This window comes from Salipiger sp. PrR003 (genome assembly GCF_010500785.1).
Lineage (GTDB): Bacteria > Pseudomonadota > Alphaproteobacteria > Rhodobacterales > Rhodobacteraceae > Salipiger > Salipiger pacificus_A.
In genome coordinates, this window is the sequence record NZ_JAAGOV010000036.1 from 44,895 (window position 1) to 59,453 (window position 14,559).

The 14,559-nt window shown below is 59.8% G+C and carries 20 protein-coding genes and 1 pseudogene; 17 read left to right on the forward strand and 4 right to left on the reverse strand.

Features of this window, described 5'->3' with window-relative positions:
- The first annotated feature begins 1 nt into the window (after nucleotide 1).
- The 14 genes from G0D83_RS10960 (at nucleotide 2) to G0D83_RS11025 (ending at nucleotide 8,348) form a co-directional block, all read left to right on the forward strand.
- Nucleotides 2-799 carry a hypothetical protein gene (locus G0D83_RS10960; RefSeq protein WP_164193330.1) on the forward strand — a complete coding sequence of 266 codons (798 nt, stop codon included), beginning with the start codon at nucleotides 2-4 and terminating at the stop codon, nucleotides 797-799.
- A 57-nt stretch (nucleotides 800-856) separates the two neighbouring features.
- Complete coding sequence (locus G0D83_RS10965; RefSeq protein ID WP_164193333.1) at nucleotides 857-1,648, forward strand: hypothetical protein; 792 nt, start codon at nucleotides 857-859, stop codon at nucleotides 1,646-1,648.
- Between the two features lie 74 nt (nucleotides 1,649-1,722).
- Nucleotides 1,723-2,655, forward strand: coding sequence for an IS5 family transposase (locus G0D83_RS10970; protein WP_038149006.1), 933 nt, complete (start codon nucleotides 1,723-1,725; stop codon nucleotides 2,653-2,655).
- Between the two features lie 81 nt (nucleotides 2,656-2,736).
- Nucleotides 2,737-3,684, forward strand: coding sequence for a hypothetical protein (locus tag G0D83_RS10975; protein ID WP_164193336.1), 948 nt, complete (start codon nucleotides 2,737-2,739; stop codon nucleotides 3,682-3,684).
- A 337-nt stretch (nucleotides 3,685-4,021) separates the two neighbouring features.
- Nucleotides 4,022-4,501 carry a uracil-DNA glycosylase gene (locus G0D83_RS10980; protein WP_203595592.1) on the forward strand — a complete coding sequence of 160 codons (480 nt, stop codon included), beginning with the start codon at nucleotides 4,022-4,024 and terminating at the stop codon, nucleotides 4,499-4,501.
- 299 nt (nucleotides 4,502-4,800) lie between these two features.
- Nucleotides 4,801-5,439 (forward strand): hypothetical protein, encoded by a 639-nt coding sequence (locus G0D83_RS10985; RefSeq protein WP_164193343.1) that lies wholly within the window; start codon nucleotides 4,801-4,803, stop codon nucleotides 5,437-5,439.
- Nucleotides 5,440-5,452: 13 nt separating this feature from the next.
- Nucleotides 5,453-5,701: a hypothetical protein gene (locus G0D83_RS10990; RefSeq protein WP_164193346.1), complete on the forward strand. Its 249-nt coding sequence runs from the start codon at nucleotides 5,453-5,455 to the stop codon at nucleotides 5,699-5,701.
- Nucleotides 5,702-5,711: 10 nt separating this feature from the next.
- On the forward strand, nucleotides 5,712-6,056 hold the full coding sequence (locus G0D83_RS10995; protein ID WP_164193351.1) for a hypothetical protein: 345 nt from the start codon (nucleotides 5,712-5,714) through the stop codon (nucleotides 6,054-6,056).
- A complete protein-coding gene (locus G0D83_RS11000) occupies nucleotides 6,053-6,235 on the forward strand; it encodes a hypothetical protein (protein WP_164193354.1) in 183 nt (60 codons plus the stop codon). The genes G0D83_RS10995 and G0D83_RS11000 overlap by 4 nt, the downstream gene beginning before the upstream one ends.
- A gap of 4 nt (nucleotides 6,236-6,239) precedes the next feature.
- Nucleotides 6,240-6,512, forward strand: coding sequence for a hypothetical protein (locus G0D83_RS11005; protein ID WP_164193357.1), 273 nt, complete (start codon nucleotides 6,240-6,242; stop codon nucleotides 6,510-6,512).
- A 126-nt stretch (nucleotides 6,513-6,638) separates the two neighbouring features.
- Complete coding sequence (locus tag G0D83_RS11010) at nucleotides 6,639-6,818, forward strand: hypothetical protein (RefSeq protein ID WP_164193360.1); 180 nt, start codon at nucleotides 6,639-6,641, stop codon at nucleotides 6,816-6,818.
- Nucleotides 6,819-6,986: 168 nt separating this feature from the next.
- On the forward strand, nucleotides 6,987-7,226 hold the full coding sequence (locus tag G0D83_RS11015) for a hypothetical protein (RefSeq protein WP_164193364.1): 240 nt from the start codon (nucleotides 6,987-6,989) through the stop codon (nucleotides 7,224-7,226).
- A 38-nt stretch (nucleotides 7,227-7,264) separates the two neighbouring features.
- Nucleotides 7,265-7,495: a hypothetical protein gene (locus tag G0D83_RS11020; RefSeq protein ID WP_164193367.1), complete on the forward strand. Its 231-nt coding sequence runs from the start codon at nucleotides 7,265-7,267 to the stop codon at nucleotides 7,493-7,495.
- A gap of 172 nt (nucleotides 7,496-7,667) precedes the next feature.
- The gene (locus G0D83_RS11025) at nucleotides 7,668-8,348 is read left to right on the forward strand and encodes an Abi family protein (RefSeq protein ID WP_164193370.1); all 681 of its coding nucleotides are present in this window, start codon (nucleotides 7,668-7,670) and stop codon (nucleotides 8,346-8,348) included.
- A gap of 106 nt (nucleotides 8,349-8,454) precedes the next feature.
- On the opposite strand, the gene G0D83_RS11030 is transcribed toward G0D83_RS11025, so the two are convergent.
- Nucleotides 8,455-8,649, reverse strand: a complete 195-nt coding sequence (locus G0D83_RS11030; RefSeq protein WP_164193374.1) for a hypothetical protein — start codon at nucleotides 8,647-8,649, stop codon at nucleotides 8,455-8,457.
- 219 nt (nucleotides 8,650-8,868) lie between these two features.
- Between G0D83_RS11030 and G0D83_RS11035 the strand changes: the two genes are divergently transcribed.
- On the forward strand, nucleotides 8,869-9,636 hold the full coding sequence (locus G0D83_RS11035) for a hypothetical protein (protein WP_164193377.1): 768 nt from the start codon (nucleotides 8,869-8,871) through the stop codon (nucleotides 9,634-9,636).
- Nucleotides 9,636-9,899, forward strand: coding sequence for a hypothetical protein (locus G0D83_RS11040; RefSeq protein WP_164193381.1), 264 nt, complete (start codon nucleotides 9,636-9,638; stop codon nucleotides 9,897-9,899). The genes G0D83_RS11035 and G0D83_RS11040 overlap by 1 nt, the downstream gene beginning before the upstream one ends.
- A gap of 279 nt (nucleotides 9,900-10,178) precedes the next feature.
- On the opposite strand, the gene G0D83_RS11045 is transcribed toward G0D83_RS11040, so the two are convergent.
- On the reverse strand, nucleotides 10,179-11,939 hold the full coding sequence (locus G0D83_RS11045) for an ATP-dependent helicase (protein WP_164193384.1): 1,761 nt from the start codon (nucleotides 11,937-11,939) through the stop codon (nucleotides 10,179-10,181).
- A 266-nt stretch (nucleotides 11,940-12,205) separates the two neighbouring features.
- Between G0D83_RS11045 and G0D83_RS11050 the strand changes: the two genes are divergently transcribed.
- Nucleotides 12,206-12,412 (forward strand): cold-shock protein, encoded by a 207-nt coding sequence (locus G0D83_RS11050; protein WP_164193388.1) that lies wholly within the window; start codon nucleotides 12,206-12,208, stop codon nucleotides 12,410-12,412.
- A 276-nt stretch (nucleotides 12,413-12,688) separates the two neighbouring features.
- On the opposite strand, the pseudogene G0D83_RS11055 reads toward G0D83_RS11050, so the two are convergent.
- Nucleotides 12,689-13,275: pseudogene (locus G0D83_RS11055) on the reverse strand (IS5 family transposase); the annotation flags it as partial.
- 217 nt (nucleotides 13,276-13,492) lie between these two features.
- On the reverse strand, nucleotides 13,493-14,533 hold the full coding sequence (locus G0D83_RS11060; protein ID WP_164193393.1) for an IS110 family transposase: 1,041 nt from the start codon (nucleotides 14,531-14,533) through the stop codon (nucleotides 13,493-13,495).
- Nucleotides 14,534-14,559: the final 26 nt, after the last annotated feature.

Genomic DNA, 14,559 nt, shown 5'->3' on the forward strand with positions numbered 1-14,559 from the left:
AATGGTGAAATTTCCAGGTTCCGAGGTCGTCGATCGACTTCTCAGATTTTTCGACGTGGCGGTGATCTCATTCACCGTCATGTCAGCAGACCGCCCGGAAGGGGCGCCGACGCCGATGGCTCGACTGGGCTGGGCGCTGGGCAAGGGAGCATTGTTCTGCGGCATCGTCAGCGGTGCCGCGGTCTACGGAGCCGTGGAGCATCGGATGTCCGGTAAATTTCAGGATGTGTCCTTCGATGAAGCTCTGCTCGAGGTCGCGTCCGCGGTGGATCTCGGCTTCACAACGATGACGGCAAAGGCAGAGATCGAGCGCCGCTACGGTCATGATGCGGTATCGGCCTTTGCTGGGCCGGTCCCGAGGGAAGATGATCGCATCGCGCAAATTCAGGATGTTCTCCCATGGTTCGATGAACAGCAGATCACCAGCCTCGCGGTGCAGGATGCGCTCGCACGCTGGGGCGTTTTCAAGCACGGCGATGGGTACCGGATTGAGAACCTCCCTGCGCCCAGCGCGGAGCTGCAGCCCTCACCATGGGCATTGAAATCAGTGATCGAAGAGGTGGCCGCACAGAGCGGAGAAGCGCCCGCGGCTGCTGCCGAGGCGATCGACCGTGAGCTGACGAACTTCATGATTTCAACCGACCTCTGCGGAGCTGGGAGCGAGGAAGACTGCCTCATCCAGATGTCAGATCTCGAAGGACGGCCGGTCGTCATCATGGCCGATGCGAAGCTCGGCGCCCTGATGGTCCTTTCTGATCCCGCTGCCGCGACGGACAGCCAACCAGCGATGGAAATGTAGTTGACGCATGCGGCCGGCCGGCAACTTGCGAAGTGATTTTAAGGAGACATTCTGAAAATGAATATTGAAGAGCTCACATCGGAGAGCAACCTGGATGCAAGCCAGTTCAGGCGACACCGGAAAATTCTGGCAGACGAGTTCGGAGAGCTGCGCCTGGTGGGTATGCACTTCGGCGACGAGGAGGAGGGGACAGAGTTCGTCTCCCAAGCCCTCGTATTCCTGCCGGAAGATGGCACGGCGCCTCGCATGGTCTGCGCTGGGCGGGTGGGCTCCTGGATGAAAGACGTCGCCGACGAGTTCATTCTCGAGCGGGAGCACATGAAGATGACCGGCGAGGACCGCGTTGTCTCGTCCATGTGCCCGGTAGCGGTCTACGAGGCGGCGGCCCGGAAAGGCTACAGCCTTCTGCAGCACCCCAACGGCGAGCTCGAATTCAGCAAGACTGAGGAGGGCCATCGTCTGTCGATCACCAACGAAGTCTGGAGTGGTGAGGAGGTGGGCTCCATCTCTGCCGGCGCCGAGACCTGGCGCGTGACGCGGGTGGAGATCGAATGCGGAGAGGAAGTCGCGGACACCGTCATTCTCGAGGGAACCTCGCTTCCGGAGGCCTTCGCGACCGCCCAGCAGCTCTCTACGATTACCCCGGCGCGTGAAGCAGATGGGTCTCTGACGACGATGTACGTCTTCGCGACACGCGAGGAGTTCCTCCGGACCACTGGTGTCGACGACGTTGAGATCGACAGTGCGGCGTTCGAAGCGGAGCTCGACTACGAGTTCGATCTGGACCCGGAGAGCCTGATTTTCCGTGAAGAGATGACGCCGTCGGGCATGCAGCTGGCCATGTTCTGATGTTGCAAGATAGGGCGTTGTTGCGCAAATCCGGGAGGATTCATGTTGTGAATCCGGCATGCTAGCTGGGCAGCATGAGCAGACCTCCGAAGACGACCTACAAGACCACCAACTGGCAAAGCTACAATCAGGCGCTGAGGCAGCGGGGATCACTGACCGTTTGGTTCGATCCCTCGATGCAGTGGGAAGCCATTCCGTCGGGGCGTCGCGGCCGTCAGCAGGCCTATAGCGACGCGGCGATCCAGGCCTGCCTCACCCTCAAGATCCTCCTCGGGCTGCCGCTCCGCCAAGCGACCGGTTTCGTGGCGAGCCTGCTCGAACTGTCTGGGCTCGACTGGTCCGTGCCGGACTTTAGCACTCTGTCACGCCGCCAGAAAACCTTGAACGTGATCATTCCGTATCGCGGCTCGAAGGGGCAGCTGCACCTGCTCGTGGACAGCACCGGCATCAAGGTGGAAGGTGAAGGTGAGTGGCATACGCGCAAGCATGGCGGCTCGAAACGGCGCGTGTGGCGCAAGATCCACCTCGGAGTCGACGAGGAAACATTGGAAATCCGGGCCGTCGAGGTCACGTCCAGCAATGTCGGCGATGCGCCGATGCTGCCGGACCTGCTTGCCCAGATCCCGGCGGAGGAGGAGATCGCCACCGTCACCGCCGACGGTGCCTATGACACCCGCGCCTGCCACGACGCCATCGCCGCGCGCGATGCTGCAGCTATCATCCCGCCGAGACGGAATGCCAGGCCATGGAAGCCGGACACAGCCGGAGCCCGCGCGCGCAACGAGATCCTGCGAGCATCGAAGCACTTGGGCCGGGCGCTCTGGCGGAACTGGAGCGGGTATCACCGCCGCAGCAGGGTCGAAACAAAAATGAACTGCGTGAAGCTGCTCGGCCAGCGGTTGATGTCGCGGGACTTTGACCGCCAAGTGGCAGAGGTCCAGATCCGCGCGGCGGTCCTCAACCGCTTCACGGCACTCGGTATCCCGATGACCGTGGCCGCGGGATAAGAGTGTCCGGGGAAAGGGCAAGTGCGATCATCAGCTGATTTGCGCAACAGCGCCGCAAGATAGCCGAAATAGGAAAACAACATGAAAACCAACCAAACCAGCTACAAGGCATTCACCACGGCTTACGATCAGGTCATCCATGCGCGAGATATCATGGTGACCCTACCTCATGAGACCCAGGCGGGGTTGGAAGACTTTTTGGACAAATGGGGACCTGAAGCCGTCGGGGCGGCGCCAACAGAAGGGGCAAAGCCTACCCGCTTTCTCCTCGATCTGTCGGGGTCCCTACGTGGCAACCCGATCTTCTCTCTTATCGCCGCCATGAGGGCGGAGGGCGATCGCCTCGATGCTGCGGGCATCCCGTTCGAGATCCTGGGGTTCACCACTTCGACTTGGAAAGGAGGGCAGTCCCGCAAAGACTGGCAAAATGCAGGTCGGCCGCAGAACCCCGGACGTCTAAGCGACCTGATGCATGTGGTCTTCAAGGGGATGGATGAAGCCTGGTCCGATTGCCGCGATCTTCTGGGTGTCGTACTGAAAGACGGCGCACTGAAGGAGAACGTGGACGGCGAGGCTCTCGAATGGGCACTGTCTCGTGCAGATGGGGACGAGGAACCGGCAGCGCTAGTGATGGTCTCTGACGGCACGCCACTCTGTGACAGCACGCTGTCGGTCAACCCGCCGCGCATCCTCGAAGATCACCTCGATGGCGTGCTGGACCGGGCAATCGAAGCCGGCGTTGCCCTCCAGCGCGTTCGCTTGAACTCCGAATGGGACAGGACAGGGATCACGTTGCGTGATGGCATCGATATTCCCGCCTCCGGCGTAGATGTCCGTGATTGGATCGACAACGTCAGGATCAGAATTTCCAATCGAGACAAGATGCCTGCCGATACGCCACTAGAGCGCATTCGCATGGGGGCGGGGGAAGAGGTTCCCATGAATCCCCTCAGTGAAGCCCTGTCCCAGGCGGTGACGGAAGCCTCAAACCGGTTGGCGGCGGAAAGCAAAAGCAGCCTCGGACTGTGATCCTCTGGCAAGCGTTACCGTGGTAACGGTCAGCCGCGTCCTGTCTTGGGCGCGGCTTTCGTGTTCCGAGTCTGTGAAAATCCCGCTCAGTCGCAGTAGGAGCGATCTTGCTATCAGGACCGTAAGCTCGCGGTGGTTCGGCTCTGGCGGTATGCTCGACCGCAATGGTAGCTTCGAAGCTGCCTAAAGCGACAGAGGAGTGAAGATGACGCCGGCCGCCCCCCGTTCACTAAGTAACCCTCGAGCAATCACAGAACGCCGTCAGCTTCTCACGGCCCCTCACATGGCGCCTCTCACTGAGTTTGTTGAGACGCTCAGAGGTGAAGGGAGGGGCGCGGTGCCAGACTTTGATCCGCTGGACGGCGGGATCGAGGCAACCATCCTTTTCCTCATGGAGAAGCCTGGTCCTATGACAGACGATACCGCCATCGCCGGACGGGTAGGTTCAGGGTTCATCTCTCGCGACAATGACGACCCGACTGCGGCTGCCACCTTTAGCTTTATGCAACAAGCGGGCATAGATCGGCGGCAGAGCATTCTATGGAACACCGTTCCCTGGTGGAACGGTACGAGGAAAATCGCGGGGGAGGAGATGACTGCGGGTTTGAACCGGCTGGGTTCACTTCTGGATTTGCTGCCCGGGCTCAAGGCAGTGGTCGCGGTCGGAGGCAGAGCATCCAAAGCTTCGAGTTTCGTCAAATCGAGAGGCCTGCATCTGATCCTTTCCGCGCACCCATCCCCAATCAATCGTGCGGCGCGCCCGGCGGTCTGGGAAGGCATCCCGGCCCAATGGGCAGAAGCGAAGCGCTACCTCTAGTTTCTCCGAGCCGATCGCTATCTTGGTGGCTTCAGAAAACTCTGAATTTCCGCTCACTGGTAGTCAGAAGCGCCAGTGAGCAACTCCACGTTGAGAACTTGGGGAGAAGGTCCTGTTCAGGTGGTGGCTCTAGAAACCCGCTCAGTTGTAGGCATCTCTCCAATGTTCGCCAAACCGGATAGGGCACCGATCGTGGCAGCCATCGGGTATGCTCAAGAAATAGGAGAGTGCAAACTATTCTTTAATGTTGACACTGCTCCTCTTGAGCGGCAATCTATCCATAACAGAAAGGATTGCACGTGACCGTAGCACAAGCCACTATCCCCGATCGCCTCAAGATCCGGGAACCCCTCGCGCACCGCATCAACGACGAGCTCCGCCTGATCGGGATGGTCATGCATCGCCTGCAGCTTGCGCACCGGGCAGCGTACTCCGGCAAAGGTGTCGATGGTAAACCCGTCTGCGCCTGGCTCGGCTTTGACTTCCGTCTGAGCTTCTGGGGCTTCGGCGACGACGGCAACGAGCAGCTGTGGGACGCCAACCACAAGACCTTCTATGTCGACACGCTTTTCACGCCAAGCGGAACGCACTGGACCTCGATCACCGAGGCCAGAGAGGACCAGAACTGGAAGATGACGGGCAGCCACTGGCCTTGCTTCCAGGATGGCTGGGAAAAAGAGCCCCGAGACGTCCTGTGGAATGCTGCCGACAACCTGCTTCCGCGGGACTACTGGGATCGCGCCTCGAGGACTGGGGCAATCGACCTGTCTGTCGGCCCGACGCGGATGCCGGCCGAACTGGTCGTCGCCGAGATCGAAGATGGCAAGGACGAACGTGGGTGTCACACCGATATCGTGAAGAAGCTCTCTCCCTACGATCCGGAAACCGGCGGTATCTTTACGGGTGAGTATGCCTCCCTGAAAACCTACGTCTACTGAATAGGGGGAGACCATGGACGCAAAGAAAGAAGCAGAAGCGATCTGCATTCACAGTGAACTGCTTGACCTTGGTTACCTGATCGATCGGACAGGTGGACTGTGGAAGATCACCGAGCCCGAGTCCCGCGACATGCCGCAGTCGGCGTGCCTGCGGACCATGGCCGAGTGTGATGCCTGGCGTGCCGGGGTAGAAGCCATCCGCTTCATCGCCCCGGCGATTTCTGGCCCGGCGAAGCGTAACGCGCCGCAGCACGGCCAATGAGGAGAAGTTGATGCTTTCTGTTGAACAACTGAGAGAGAAGGCCAAGACTATTCGCTCGATGGGCGCCGCGACCATCGAAGCATATGACTTGGAGGACATTGCAGACGAGCTTGAGCGTCTGCAGAATGATGAGGCCGAAAGTGGCTGGATCGAGGCCTCGAACGTGCCAGTTGCCTTGGAGGGGAAGCAGGCGTGGAAATGGGTGGATGGGAAGCGGACTCCTTCCGGTCCATCCGTCGACGTCATTCCTCACGGCTTCTCTCGGGACCCCAAGCATTGCGGCGGCGTTTGGTTCATGCCGATTATCCCGCCGACATTGCCGGACGCACGAAAGGACGGAGTGACGACAAGATGATCGGATCGAATGTCGGCGAGATGCTTTCTGCAGCCGGACGCGACCGGCGTGAGGCGCAGGCAGCAGTATGGGATGAGGTCTTTCACCTCATGCGAGGCGGAACCACGAAGCGTCAAATGCTCGAGATTGCTCAGACCCGGGCGAGCGAGCTGCGCCCCGAAAACGAGAAGAAGAAGTGAGCCAATGACGAAAGCGAGCGAAACCCTGCACCACCGACTTGCGCGTGATCTCCAGGAAGCCTTGGGCGCGTGCGGCGCGCTCGGTGGGGCTATCGGATATCCCAGTCGGCACGCTGATGTGATGCGTTTCGAGGCCCTGGATGCTGCATCGCGGCTTGAGCGGGCGGCGGCATCGATCCGCCGGGACGTTGCAGATGATGAAGCCAGGGCGGCATCGCAGGCCCATTCGCAAGACGAGCCCGATGCTGGAGAGCTATCGCGACCGGCATCTGAATAGAGATCACGGCCGAAACCGCTGGCACTGTGCAGCCGAGAAATCGGTGCGGGCGTCCTGAAAAGGGCAGTCAGCTGGCAATCGTTCACTGTTGCCGGTGAGTAGGCCACCAATATGAGAGAAGAAGACATGAGTGACTACATTCGCGAGCAGGCAACCGCACGTCGGCTCCGGGAGACCGCGGAAGAGACCACGGAGCGCCTGCTCAGAGAGGACCTGGATGAGGCGATGGAGACCGGCTTGCTGAGCCGAGAAGAGGTTGCTGACCTGGCAATGCGCACGGTTCTTGCCTGGAAGTCGGAAGCGTAGAAAGTCTTCTTCGGAGCCCCGCGATCTGCGTCCCGTGAGGTTCACTTGGCGCGGAGAAGCCGGACCGGTGCGCACCCATAGCAAACTGGAAAACAGCGGGAATACAGAAATCAGGAAGTTTCAGTTGGAGCTTCACACAAAGGAACGAGAGAGGAGCCCAAAAAGGCAATGAATACCGTGAAAAAGGGAAGCCGCGCAGCCGCGCGGGAAATCCGTGAGCAGATCGACAACCTCGAAGGCCCGCTAGAACTTCTGACGCGACGGGCGTTCCACCTCGAGGAAATGATCGAACTGATCGAGGAGACGGTAAACGGGGGAGGGACCGATGCGGAGAAGCTGGAGAAGCTTCTCCAAGAGGCTCGAATGTCCCGGGTGACGGCGAGCCTGCCGCCGCGCCCTGGAGCTTGACTTAGGGCCGCCTGATCTCAAACACCTCAGAAAGCAACTTGAGCGCCCCCCTTGAGGGCGGCCAGCGCGGTCTTTCGGTCGATACGCAAGCCACGCTGGCCGCCGCTGGTGCCGGCGATCTCGCCTCGATGGCCGCGAAAAGGACGGTCACGAGTGCTGCGGGCCGTGCGGCCGCGGTCGGGGCGAAGAAGGCGACGGCAGGCGCGCAGAACTACGGTCAACTCGCGACGGCCGGAGCGCAAAGCCTCGCGCATCGTGTCGCGGTCTAGGACAGCTGCAACAGGACCGGCGAGACAAGAAAAAACCGCACCAGAACTGTTGCGGGTCAACCAGTTGGGCACCTATGTTGCTTGAAACATAACCCCAGAAATGCTTCGCCCCGGGCATATGTCAGAGAACTGACAGGGACGCACCGGGGCATTCGAGTTGAGATATAGTCTAATGGTCCTGTTGAATCAATACTCGTCCGGTCTGTCTGACACCGAAGTTGCGACGATCATTGAGACCATCGGACGGGAACGCCTGACTTACTACTTGGCACAAACCGACTCGGACCGTGAGGCACTTTCCTTGTACCAAGTGAACGGTGACCTCTCGAAGCATGTTCACGAAGTCATCGGCGGGTTCGAGATTGCCCTGCGCAACCTCGTAGCGAAGTCCCTCGCGAGCCATCTCAAGCGTGATGACTGGTATCGGTGCCGCCGCTTCATGATGAAGCTCTCTTCAGATCGCCGGGCCAATGTGCGCGAGGTCAGAGACCGGCTCAAGGCAGCCTCCCGGCCGGAGCGGCCAGGTCGGGTCGTTGCGGGCTTGACGTTTCACTTTTGGGTCTCGATGCACGAGAAGAAGTATCGTGACCTGATATGGACACCTCATCTCCACAAGCTCTGGCCGCCGGGGGAGAACATTAAGTCGGTGCATCGAGACCTCATCAAGGTGCGCGACCTGAGAAACCGGATCGCCCACCATGAGCCAATCGTGGCCGACGGCTGGCATGGACGGGCAGACATAATTTGGGATCGCTTCAGACAGATCACGCCGGAAAGTGCTGCCTGGTATCAGCGGCGGCTCTCTGGGCAGATCGCCAGTCTGCGCAACATGTCACCTCCCGTAGTGATCTGAACTTTTCGCTACCACACCACACATGGAAAAGGCCGGCACTTGCGCCGGCCCTTTCCATGTGTGGTGTTCGGAGGACCGAAACGGGCTCGAAACGACCAGCGAAAAATCAGAGAGCTTGGAACTCGTCGCAGAGCGCCTTCTGGCGCGCTGTGATCACCTCGCGATCCACCAGGTGCGAGGGGATCGAGCTGAGTACGGTCAGTTCCCGGGTGATCATCAGCTTGCGGCCGAAGCGGCGAAGAGCAGCGCCCAGGCCATGGGTGGTGGATGCGCTCGGAGTGTTCGTTGCAGTTGCGGTCATAGCTTGGTCCTTTCTGTTCGGCAGCCCATCTGCCGGTGTGGGACCATTTCTTCGGCCCCGTCGTGCTACATCGCTGAAAATAGGGACGTCCTTGCCGCGGGACCACCGACGATGCCGAAGACCCGCTTTGCGCTTGCTGCATTGCAGCGATATCACACAAACCCAGTTTCGCGTCCGCTGGGCGAATGGTAAAAGGGAAGCACAAGAGCAGAGAATTAGATGACCGAACTCGCAGCACCTGAACTGAAGCTGACCTTATACGAGGCGCCCAGCGACCTGCCCGTGAGCTTGCGGCATTACTGCCAGTCGCCCGAAGAGACGGGGACGACGACATGGTGGTTCAAGCATCCGCACTATGTGACAATGTTCCCGGTTGCGACGCCGTGTGAGATCGAAGGGCTGATCGAATTCAGGAAGAGCGTTCATAGGGAGAACCTGGCCAAGCGGAATTGGGGTGGCGTATTTGCCGGTCTCGAGCGCGCCTTCCGCATGGACTACCTCGTCGAGTATGCGACGATCGGAGAGTTCCTGGATGCCGAGGAAGACCCGCGTGAAGCCGTGACGTTCTGGCGCCTTGCGCGCCACATGTGGTCCGACGGCGAGCATGACGAGGCCAGCCCGATCTGGTCTCGCTTGATGAACGTGAAGGTCCCCCACCGTGATTTCATGACGAGCGCGCGTGACCGCCGTGCGCTTCGAGCTATGCCAGACGTGGTGACCGTCCACCGAGGCGTTCAGTTCCCCAAGTTCTCGAAACCATCCCCTCTGGAGGCGGCGATCGCGGGCTGGGCCTGGTCGTTCTCTGAAAATACGGCTGAGTGGTTCTCGAAGAGATTTGCACAGGCCGGGGACCACTGCTACGTCATTACTTCCGAGGTTCCCAAATCTCTGATTGCTGCCTACATCACGCAGCGCGGCGAGCAGGAGGTCCTCATTAAACCGGGGTCGGTCGACCCTTCCACAATGCGAGTGAGGCCCATCTGGTGATGACTGAGCAACCAATCCCGCCGGCAATCACTCCCGAAGCCGACGGCTGGATTCCCTCCGAGCACTGCGCGGCCGACGGACGAGCACGCTGGACCCGTGAGAAAGACCTGTTGACTGCTGACCTCTCGATCCCCGATGGCACCGTCATCGGCGCCGTGCGGCTCTATCGCTGGAATGAGTCCGTGCAGCACTTCGATCGCGTCGCTGATGCGCTTGCGGCTGCCAACGAACCGCGGAAGGGCCTCAACGTCAAATTCCAATGATGCTCTTCATGACACCGGACGAGCGCCGCCTCGCGACAGAAGGGTGGGTATCTGTCCAGCCTGACATGTTCGATGACCAAAGGCAGAGCTACTGGACAAAGGGTCGCCTCGAGCTCGTGCTGGAGGGCGGCGTCTACGTGCTCTCGGAGGGTTCTCGTGTCATTTGCGAGACTGTAGACGTTGGTTTGGTTTTTGAGGCCGAGCTCCGGCGCCTTCAGCCCTGCCGGCGGTGACACCAAGCAGGTCTAACGGGTACGGCACCCGATATTCGGTGAATTTTCAGAGTTTGGCGAACTCACGCGCCTTCAGCAGCTTCGGATGCAGCTCGGTGGGCGCCAGGATCGCCAGTGAATGCTTCGCCCTTGTGACTGCGACATAGAGCAGTCGCTGCCCCTCTGCCGCTTTGTCCTGACTGCTGATCATGTCCCGCGTGACCGGGTCCGCCGGATGAGATGCCGGATACTCTGACACGACGCCGTCGAGCAAGATCACATGATCCCATTCTCGGCCCTTCGACGCGTGCGTCGTGCTTACGTCGACCTTCATACCTTCCGGAATGTTGATCGCCTTCGCGTAGCTGCGCAGGGACTGACCGAATGGCTCGTTCTTCGCGGCCAACAATACCATCGTCCCGGGTTCCCGTCCGGCGCGGGCGTCATCTGCCCACGCATAGCGCGCCATGGTCTCAATCTGCGCTTCAAGAAAGACTCGGGCTTCTTCGTGCCATTCGTCCTTCTTGCGCCGATAGTCGTTGATGCCGCCCGTCTTCACGCGGATCTTGCCCTCGTGCGTGAGGCCGGCGACTGCTTGCTCGGATTCCTTCGCGCGCATCACGGCGTTGCCCAAGTCGACGATACGCTTCCCGCAGCGCCAGTTGGTCTGCAGAGGCAGATTGAGGGCGGCAGGGTAGGACTTTCGAAAGCCTGTAAAGAAGGAGAGGTCGGCACCCATGAACGAGTTGATCGATTGCCAGTCGTCACCGACCGTGTTGATCACGCAGCTCGGGTTGCGGGCGAGGACGCCGCGTGTGAGGGCTTCGAACGCCGCCGAGAAGTCCTGATACTCGTCCACGAAAAGGTACTTCAGAGCCCCGTCCAGACGCTTCAGCTTGCTAAGGTCAGCGTCGCCGGAGAGCAGGTCAGCAGCTTTCCTAAGGCCCGCCTCTCCGTCGATGACGTTGGTCTCGATCAACCCAGCTTCGTACGCCTCGACAATGCGCGCCAGATGGCGCGTGATCGGCGAAGCTTTGGCGGCCTTCGGAGTGCCGCGGCGGGCGCGGTAGAGAGACGTCGCTCCAGAGATAAAATCGCGAACCTGATCTTCAAATCCGGGGTTCCTCGTGAGAAACTGAAAATCGGTCCCCTCATAACGAGAGCAATAGACTCTGAAATCTTGAGCGGAGAAGTTTTGCATCACCGCGACCTTCAAGTCAGAGATCTGCTCTTTCTGGCTCCGGTCTTCTTCCTTGAAATTCAGAGTGAGATGCCGCGTTTCAGGGCACGTTTTTAGAACCCAATAGGCAAGGCTATGGAAGGTGCTCACTCCGATCTTGCCGCCGACCTCTGGCCCGAGCGCATCCTTGAGCTTCCGACTGAGGTCGGTGGCGGCCGCCTTGTTGAATGTGAGGACCTGAATGGTTTCGGGGGCCACGCCCAGGGCGTTCACCAGGAAGTCGCACTTGATGACGATCGCGGTCGACTTTCCCGAGCCAGCACGGGCGCGCAGCCGGATGTTCGGAGAGACCAGGGATACAAAATCGAGGAGACCCTTGTTGACCTCGAGGTTCGACGCTTTCGTGCCATCGGCAGCTGACGGCAGACGCCGATCGATGGCCTCTGCGGCAAGCGCCGTGAACGGGGCCCTTTCCTCACGGGCAGCGCGCTTCAGGATCTTGGCCCCAGTCTCCTCTGACTGCGCATCAATGACAGCGCGGAGCTTATCGACCACCGAAGAGATATCCGATCGCCGCTCCAAGAGGTCTTCGCAGCGTTGGATATGGCTGACGAAAAACGAGGGCTTCGGCAGGGAGGCAGTGGTCATGGGGCTATCCTGAATTGTACCCGCTCAATACCCGTCATCAGGTCGAGATACAACCTTCTGACCTGTCGCTGAAATCCAGAACTCCGGCGATATCGCACGAGAAACAAGCAGGGCCCTTGATTTTTAACTGGAGAGCGGTCAGACATGAGCTTGCTTCTATGATTGCGGATCGAACGGATCTCGAGTGACGTCTCTTCCATCTTATCTCGAAGCGGCTTGCGGGTACCCGGAGAGGACCCATACCATCATTTCCAAGGAGGCCGCACATGGCGACCGGAACAGTAAAATGGTTCAACACCACAAAGGGCTTCGGCTTCATCCAGCCCGACGACGGTGGCAAGGACGTCTTCGTACACATCAGCGCCGTAGAGCGCTCGGGCCTGACCGGCCTGGCCGACAACCAGAAAGTCAGCTACGAGCTGCAATCCGGCCGCGATGGTCGCGAGAGCGCGGTCGACTTGGCACTCGTTTAACCCCCGTCATTGAGCGAATTCAGAGGCCCCGCGAGGGGCCTTTGTCATTTTTGAGCTACCGTCTTTCGACAGCGCTGGGCGCACTCAGATGAGCACGCTGACTGCTGCCTAGCCACGCCTGAAAGGTGTCGGGCGAGATATGTGCCGAAAAGGCGCAGACTCTGAAATTTACAATTCTCATGAATTCTTGCGGCAAGGCTATTTATCGATCTCCTGCCTTTAAAATTCCGCAATTCATTTGCTATACCTATTGGCATAGATTTCTAGGGTCAGGATTCATAACCAATAGATGACGAGAGCCGCGAGGGCGATGGCTGAGAGGAACACCTTGGGGCATCGGTCATAGCGGGTCGCGACGCGCCTCCAGTCCTTTAGCCTGCCGAACATGATCTCGATGCGGTTACGCCGCTTGTATCTCCGCTTATCGTATTTGATCGGCGTCTTGCGTTTCTTCCGGCCTGGGATGCAGGCATGTATCCCCTTGTCCTGCAACGCTTCTCTGAACCAGTCAGCGTCATAGCCACGATCCCCGAGTAGCCATTTGACGTTTGGCAGGCCACTCAGCAGGGCCCGAGCGCCGATATAATCGCTGACCTGTCCAGCGGTGACGAACAGGTCGATCGGTCGCCCCTGACTGTCGCAGATGGCGTGCAGCTTGGTGTTCATACCGCCTTTGGTTCGACCGATCAGGCGACCACGCCCCCCTTTTTGGCGGCCATGCTGGTCGCCGTTCGATGGGCCTTGAGGTATGTTGCGTCGATCATCACGGTCGCTTTCTCGCCGTGTTCCGCCGCCAGCCCGGCCATCATCCGCGCGAAGATGCCCTTTTCGCTCCAACGCTTCCACCGGCTGTAGAGCGTTCTCTGATTGCGGCCTTGTCAAGCGTGGGAAGTTGATGTCCGTCCGGGGTCATGGTTCTCTCCGAGGTCGCATTGAGCGCCTCATGATGGTTTTCGGCGGCGGATCGTCTCCAATGTCTTGTGCGGGGTGTGGCTCTGGCCATCCCATGCTCTACAGCGAGATCGATCAACCTCCGTCCCGTCGGGACTGCGCTCCCCGCGTCAGACGCGAGAACTCAGATCAGGCGGTGGCCTCCTTTGTCCATTGATAGTCAGTTCCATTTTTCCAGAGCGTCAGCATAAGCACTGCGATTTTGCGAGCCGTCGCGACGGCCGCCTTGCGGAAGCCACGCCGTCCCGCCAGTCGTACAGCCCAGCTTTTCAGCCGCGAGAAACGTTTCACCTGATGGATCACGGATGACGCCGCCTCGAACAGTAGCCCGCGCATCGCACCGTCACCGCATTTCGAAACGCGCCCCGACCAATCCATTTCGCCGGACTGATGTCGCTTTGGCGTTAACCCAAGAAAAGCGCCCACATCCGACGTCCGGTTGAACCGACCCGGATCATCAACCAGTGCTATGAAGCTGAGCGCGTTGACCGGACCAACACCGGGGATTGTCATCAGGCGGCGCGCGACTGGATGGACCTTGGCCGTTTTCCTCACCACCTTGTCCAAGTCGTCCGCCACTTGGCACAACTTGGCATGGGTAGCGATGAAGGCATCAGCTATGACCCGCAAAACCTGGTCGGTCTCGCCCGCTGCTGCCAGCTGATCGCGGAACGCTTGCCTCTGCCGTCCCTGGCCAATGCCGATCATACGGATGCCGAAGGTTTTGAGGACGCCACGAATGTGACCTTCGAGGTCCTTGCGCAACCGGATCAACCGTTCCCGCGCGCCTACCAAGCTGCGAAGCCGGTCCGCCTCCTCGCTGCGGATGTGAACCGGTGTGAACCAACCGGTGCGCGCAAGCTGTGCCAGACCTTCAGCGTCGGCGGCATCCGACTTGTTGAGCCGCGCCGACAAGCTCTTGTGTGCCTTCCGGGCATCAATGCAGGTCGCAGGCAGGCCGAGACCTGCGAGGCCGCGCTGCAACCAGATCGATAGCATTCCGCTTTCATGCACGATCCGTCGGGGCGTAAGTTCGCGGTTGCGAAACCAACCCGCGACGCCCCCGGGATCAGCGGGACAGACGCCACGCGCTACAGTCTTGCCATCCCTGTCTACAACGCAGATCGAAATCTCTTTCAGCGACACATCCAAACCGACATAGTATTCCATAGGACGTTCTCCTCACGGCTTATATC